Annotated in this window: 6 protein-coding genes and 1 riboswitch; of the genes, 4 read left to right on the forward strand and 2 right to left on the reverse strand. The window is 74.2% G+C overall.

Translation table 11 applies throughout. The features are described 5' to 3' along the window. Positions 1–39 precede the first annotated feature (39 nt). Complete coding sequence (locus tag ACA514_RS44050) at positions 40–2010, reverse strand: VWA domain-containing protein (RefSeq protein ID WP_375047449.1); 1971 nt, start codon at positions 2008–2010, stop codon at positions 40–42. Between the two features lie 137 nt (positions 2011–2147). Continuing rightward, positions 2148–2271, reverse strand: a riboswitch (cobalamin riboswitch). A gap of 116 nt (positions 2272–2387) precedes the next feature. On the opposite strand from ACA514_RS44050, the gene ACA514_RS44055 reads away from it, so the two are divergent. Then, on the forward strand, positions 2388–3146 hold the full coding sequence (locus tag ACA514_RS44055; protein WP_375047444.1) for a TetR/AcrR family transcriptional regulator: 759 nt from the start codon (positions 2388–2390) through the stop codon (positions 3144–3146). Here ACA514_RS44055 and ACA514_RS44060 read toward each other — a convergent pair. Next, on the reverse strand, positions 3057–3713 hold the full coding sequence (locus tag ACA514_RS44060; protein ID WP_375047445.1) for an ATP-binding protein: 657 nt from the start codon (positions 3711–3713) through the stop codon (positions 3057–3059). The genes ACA514_RS44055 and ACA514_RS44060 overlap by 90 nt on opposite strands. A 194-nt stretch (positions 3714–3907) precedes the next feature. On the opposite strand from ACA514_RS44060, the gene ACA514_RS44065 reads away from it, so the two are divergent. From ACA514_RS44065 to ACA514_RS44075, 3 genes are all read left to right on the forward strand, one after another. Beyond that, complete coding sequence (locus ACA514_RS44065) at positions 3908–4750, forward strand: helix-turn-helix domain-containing protein (protein WP_375047446.1); 843 nt, start codon at positions 3908–3910, stop codon at positions 4748–4750. Further along, the gene (locus ACA514_RS44070) at positions 4747–4947 is read left to right on the forward strand and encodes a DUF397 domain-containing protein (RefSeq protein ID WP_375047447.1); all 201 of its coding nucleotides are present in this window, start codon (positions 4747–4749) and stop codon (positions 4945–4947) included. Before ACA514_RS44065 ends, ACA514_RS44070 begins: the two co-directional genes overlap by 4 nt. 164 nt (positions 4948–5111) lie before the next feature. Then, on the forward strand, positions 5112–6131 hold the full coding sequence (locus ACA514_RS44075) for an LLM class F420-dependent oxidoreductase (protein WP_375047448.1): 1020 nt from the start codon (positions 5112–5114) through the stop codon (positions 6129–6131). Positions 6132–6249 lie beyond the last annotated feature (118 nt).

Consider the following 6249-nt stretch of genomic DNA (forward strand, 5'->3'; position numbering starts at 1 on the left):
TCCTGCTTCCTCGGTCGGCGGCGCGGGCCTCGTCCGGCGTCATGCGACATTCCGGGCGTCGCGGACGACCCCGGCGAGCGCGTCGGCGGCGAGCCGGTCGAGCCGGACGACCTCGGCGCCGAGCCGGGCGCCCAGCGCGGCGGCCAGGCCGAGCCGCACCGGGCCGGACTCGCAGTCGACGACCACGGACGCGACACCGGCGAGCAGCCCGGCCGCCCGCGACGGGTCGGGGCCGTGGGTGGCGCGGCCGTCGGTCACCACGACCAGCAGCGGACGGCGGGCCGGGTCGCGCAGCCGCTCGACCCGCAGCACCTCCGCCGCGCGCATCAGCCCGGCGGACAGCGGCGTGCGGCCGCCGGTCGGGAGCGCGTCGAGGCGGCGCGCCCCGGCCTCCACCGACGACGTGGGCGGCAGCGCCAGTTCCGCGTCCCTCCCCCGGAAGGTGATGAGGCCGACCTTGTCGCGCCTCTGGTAGGCGTCCAGAAGAAGGCTGAGGACGGCGCCCTTCACCGCGCGCATCCGCTTGCGCGCCGCCATCGAGCCGCTGGCGTCCACAACGAACAGGACGAGATTGCCCTCCCGCCCGTCACGGACCGCTTCACGCAGGTCGCCGGGTAGGACGACCAGCCCCGAACCGGTGCGTCCCCGCGCGCGCTGGTGCGGTGCCGCCGCTCGCAACGTCGCCGCAAGGTGCACGCCTCGCGCGCCGGGCCGTGCACCGGAGACACGTCCGTACGGGCTGCGCGCCTTGGAACGCCGTCCCGGCGCACCGTTCCCGAGCCCCGGGACGGTGAAAAGGCGCGGCTTGTAGGCGGCGTCCGCCGGAGCGGGCTCGCTCTCCCCCGAACGGCCTTGACCGCTCTCCATCGGCTGCTCGGACTGCGGCTGCTCGGACTGCGGCGGCTCGGATTGCGGCGGGACGGGCGCGTCCTGCTGCCCGAGACCGTCGGGAAGACCGCCGCCCCCGCCGTCCGGGCCGCCGGGACCGTCCGGGCCGCCGTCGGGAGGCCCCGGATCGTCGGGCGGCTCCGGCTCCTCACCGTGCTCTTCGAGGACGTCGTCGAGCTTCTGCCGGTCCAGGCCGGGCGCGTCGAAGGGGTCGCGCCGGCGCCGGTGCGGCAGCGCCAGCCGCGCGGCGGTCCGCACGTCGTCGGCCGTCACCGCGGCGCGGCCGTGCCAGGCCGCCAGCGCGATGGCGGCGCGCGCCGTCACCAGGTCGGCGCGCAGGCCGTCCACCTCGAACGACGCGCAGACGGCGGTGATCTGGCGGAGCGCGGCGTCGGTGAGCTCCACGCCGGGCAGCCGGCGCCGGGCGGCCGCGATCCGCTCGGCCAGGTCCGCCTCGTCCGCCGCGAAGGCCGCGGCGAAGCCGTCCGGGTCGTCCTCGAAGCGCAGCCGCCGCCGGACGACCTCGGCGCGCTCGGCCGGATCGCGGGTCGCGGCGACCTCGACGGTCAGCCCGAACCGGTCCAGCAGCTGCGGGCGCAGCTCGCCCTCCTCCGGGTTCATCGTCCCGACCAGCAGGAACCTGGCCGCGTGCCGGACCGAGACTCCCTCGCGCTCCACGTACGACTCGCCCATGGCCGCCGCGTCCAGCAGCAGGTCGACCAGGTGGTCATGGAGCAGGTTGACCTCGTCGACGTACAGGACGCCGCGGTGCGCCGCCGCCAGCAGCCCGGGCTCGAACGCCTTCACGCCCTCGGTCAGCGCGCGCTCGATGTCCAGCGAGCCGGTGAGCCGGTCCTCGGACGCGCCCACCGGCAGCTCCACCAGCCGCGCGGCCCGCTCCCGCCCTTCGCCCGCGGCGTGCGGGCCGTCCGGGCACGCCGGATCGGGGTCGCCCGGGTCGCAGGAGAACCGGCAGCCCGGCACGGCCGGCACCGGCGGCAGCAGCCCGGCCAGCGCCCGCACGATCGTCGACTTCGCGGTGCCCTTCTCGCCGCGCACCAGCACCCCGCCGACGCCCGGCGACACGGCGTTGATCAGCAGGGCGAGCTTGAGATCGTCCATTCCGACGACGGCGGAGAAGGGGTAGCGCGCGCGGGCGCGCCCCTCGGTCCGGCCGGCGTTCGTCGCCGACGCAGGTCGCACGTCTGTTCGTCCTTCCTCGGGTGTCCACGCCCGTGGCGGTGCCTGGCCGACGGCCGGAGTCTCCTGGCTCCCGGATCACCGCTCCCCCTCGGCCTTCCAGCACCGCGTGCCGTGGCCGCGTCGAGGGGGGCTCCCCTGGTCACAGTTGCGGGACAGCCCCGGATTCGCACCGGGTTCCTCCGCTTCCGTCGCCCGCCCAGGATCGCACACACCCCGGCCGCGCTCGACCCCGCGCTTTATCGGCACACCGCCGGTAAATTTTGGCGATCCGCCAATCAGATGGTCTACTGGTCGGTATGGAACGACGCGCGGCCCCGCGCGGCGAGGCCGCCGGAGCCGCGCCGCCGCGCCCCCGCCACCAGCGCCTGCCGCGCGACGAGCGGCGCGACCAGATCCTCGACGTCGCGCGCCGGATGTTCACCGAGCTGCCCTACGCGGAGGTGTCCACGGCGGCCATCGCCCGGGAGGCGGGCGTCCAGCGCGGGCTCATCCACTACTACTTCGGCACCAAGCGCGAGCTGTTCCTCAAGGTCGTCCAGGGGCTGACGGCGACCGCCGCGGTGCAGGCGCCGCCGCCGGACGACCGGATGACGCTGCCCGAGACCGTCGAGCTGTGCGTGAACCTGTTCCTCGACACCGCCGAGCGCAACGCCACCACCTGGTTCGCGGCGCTGGACGCGGAGGGCTTCGGGCAGGACCCGGAACTCCTCGTCATCGTCAACCGGTTCCGCGACCGGACGGTCGAGCACATGCTCGCCGTCCTGCGGGTGCCCGCGCCGACCGGCACGCTGCGCGCCGTCCTGCGCGTCTACTCCGGGCTCGCGGACGCGGCGACGCGGCAGTGGCTCCAGGAGCGGACCCTCGACCGCGCGCAGGTGCAGACGCTGCTGACCAGGTCGCTGCTGTCGATGGTCACCGACATCGCCCCCGCCCTGGAGGCGCGCGGCGGCGGACCCGGGCGGCCGCTAGAAGCCGGGGACCGGCTGCTGCACGCCGCCGCGTACGGGAACGGCGAACCAGACGGCCTTCCCGCGAACGCCGGGTCCGAGCCGTGACAGGGTCCGCAGCGTGCCCCAGCGGCCCCGCGACAGTTCCCGGACGATGCCGAGCCCGCGCCCGCAGTCGCCCGACGTCCACGAATAGCCGGGCAACGCCGCCTCGACGTAGGCGTCGAAGACGGCGCACCGCACCTCGGCGCCGGCCCCGGAGGGGTCGCCGAGGTAGAGCCAGAGCTCGTGCGGGCCGTGGTCGCCCGCGTGCTGGTGGGCGTTGGTGGCGAGCTCGCTCACCATCAGCTGGGCGTCGCCGATCGCCTCGTCCCGCACGCCTAGCGAGATGAGCGCGTCGCGTAGCACGCGGCGCGCGTGGCCGGCGCAGCCGGGGCCGCCGGGCAGCGCCCACACCCAGCCGGGCCTGGCGCCGGCCGGGGCGTGCGCGCCGCCGGCGGCCATCGCGTCGGCCATGGTGTCGGCGGCCAGATCGGGCGCCGGGTCGGCGGCGGGGCCGTCCGGCGCCGGGTCGGGGGCCGCGGCGGCGGCCGTGCGGTCGTGCCCGGCGCGCGGCCCGGCGGTGTGCCGCGTCCCGCGCGGGCTCGCGTCGGTGGTCTCGGGCGGGGTCTTCACGAGTGCCTCCCGCGGGCCGCCCGCCCGGGCGCACGGTCCTGTCGCCGTCACTATGGGTTCCCGGGCGGTCACGCATTCAAGACTCTCGTGAGATTCTCACGTTCGCAACCGTCTTCAGGGAATTGCTCTGCCCTTCGTGCCGGGTTCGTCAATCGCGTTGTGAGCGGAGGCCGGAGCGGCGAGACTTCGCTCCCATGACCTACCGCCCCACCGTTCGTGGCCGCCGCCTGGCGCGGGAGCTCCGCAAACTGCGGGAGGAGCAGGGCCTGACGCTGCAGGAGGTGGCCGACCGGCTGGACTGGTCCCGGGCCACCGTCTCCCGCCTGGAAACCAGCCAGACCCGCCCGCGCCCCGGTGACATCGCCGACATCCTCGACCTCTACGGAGTACCGAGCCCGGACCGGGACGCGCTGATCACGCTGGCCAGGCAGGCCGGCCAGCGCGGCTGGTGGACCGCCTACCAGGACGTCTTCGCGGGCAGCTACGTCGCGCTGGAGGACGAGGCGTCGCACATCCGCACCTGGGACCCGCAGCTCATCCACGGGCTGCTGCAGATCGAGGACTACTCCCGCGCCGTGATCCGCGCCGGCCGGCTGCTGCCCGCGGAGGAGGACGTCGAGCGCCGGATCGCCGCCCGCAAGATCCGCCAGGCGCTGCTGGACCGCGACAGCGCCCCCCACCTGCAGGTGATCTTCGACGAGGCCGTCCTGCACCGGCCGATCGGCGGCGCCGAGGTCATGCGGGCCCAGCTGGAGTCCCTGGCCGAGGCGGCGAAACGCCCAACGGTGACCGTTCAGGTACTTCCGTTCACACAAGGGGGACATGCGGGCCTTGACGGACGTTTCACCATTTTGTCGTATCCCGACCCCGCCGACCCCGATATCGCCTACGTAGAGGGGACCATGGGTGACGTTTACCTCGAGAGCAGCGAGGCAATAGCAAAACATAGGGACCGCTTCGATCGGATCGAGGCGGCCGCCCTGTCCCCCGAGGAATCCGCGCACCTCATAGCCGAGGCAGCAAGGAGCAGCCCGTGACCAACCTGCAGCGCGAACTCAACGGAGCCGCCTGGCGCAAGTCGTCCCACAGCGGGAGCGGCGACCAGTGCGTCGAAGTGGCCCCCCTCTCCAGCGATCTGCGCGCTGTTCGCGATTCGAAGGACCCCGGCGGACCGGCCCTGGTGCTGACGCCGGACGCATGGCAGACCCTCCTCGACTCCATCCGGGAGGCCTGAGCACGACTCCGGAGGGCCGCGGCACCGCGCCGCGGCCCTCCGCCGTGCCCGCGACCGCCCGCCGTGCCCGCGGCCGCCCGCCCTTCCCCGGAAAATAGAACGTGTTCTAGTATCGCCGTGCGCCACCGACCCGGCGGCGTGCCCGGCGACCGGAGGGTGGCATCGTGACCGCGGAACTCAAGCTCGGCATCAACGTCGGCTACTGGCAGAGCGAGCCCGACGACCAGACCGAGACGGTGCTGGCCGCCGAGCGCTGCGGATACGACTCGGTCTTCACCGCCGAGGCCTACGGCTCCGACGCCTTCACCCCGCTGGCCTGGTACGCCGCCCGGACGTCCCGCATCAAGCTGGGCACCGCCGTCGTGCAGATGTCGGCGCGCACCCCCGCCGCCACCGCGATGCACGCGCTGACCCTCGACGCGCTGTCGGGCGGGCGGATGATCCTCGGCGTCGGCGCGTCCGGACCGCAGGTCGTGGAGGGCTGGTACGGGCAGCCGTTCCCCAAGCCGCTCGCCCGCACCCGCGAGTACCTCGACATCGTCCGGCAGGTCTGGCGCCGCGAGGAGCCGGTGACCAGCGAGGGCCCGCACTACCCGCTGCCGTACCCGGGCGGCGCGGGGCTCGGCAAGCCGCTGAAGTCGATCGTCCACCCGCTCCGCCCGGAGATCCCGGTCTACCTGGGCGCGGAGGGGCCGAAGAACGTCGCGCTGTCCACCGAGGTCGCGCAGGGCTGGCTGCCGCTGTTCGTCGACCCCGAGCAGATCGAGCCGGTGTTCGGCGGGTCGCTGGCGGACCGCCCGGACGGCTTCGAGATCGCCGCGACCGTCACCACGATCGTCACCGACGACCTGGCGTCCGCGCTGGAGTTCGCCAAGATCCCGCTCGCCTTCTACATCGGCGGGATGGGCGCCAAGGACCGCAACTTCCACCTCGACCTGATCGGCCGGCTCGGCTTCGCCGAGCAGGCGCAGCGCGTGCAGGAGCTGTTCCTGGACGGCCGCCGCCCCGAGGCGATCAAGGCCGTCCCGGACGAGCTGGCCGACTCGATCTCGCTGCTCGGCCCCCTCGGCCGGATCAAGGAGCGGCTCCAGCTGTGGCGCGACAGCCCGGTCAGCACCGTGCTGATCGCCGGCGTCAAGGACGAGCCGACGCTGCGCGCGATCAAGGAAATGGTGGACGGCTGAGCAAGGCGTTCGTACCTTTTCGCCCAGAATTATCACGTATGGGAAAGTTCCCGCCGTCACGGAGCGGGTTCTACGTTCGGGATCAGGCCACCCCGAGTTACCGGGGCATGGGGAGGGG

The sequence above is a fragment of the Actinomadura sp. NTSP31 genome, assembly GCF_041951385.1.
Taxonomy (GTDB): domain Bacteria; phylum Actinomycetota; class Actinomycetes; order Streptosporangiales; family Streptosporangiaceae; genus Spirillospora; species Spirillospora napierensis.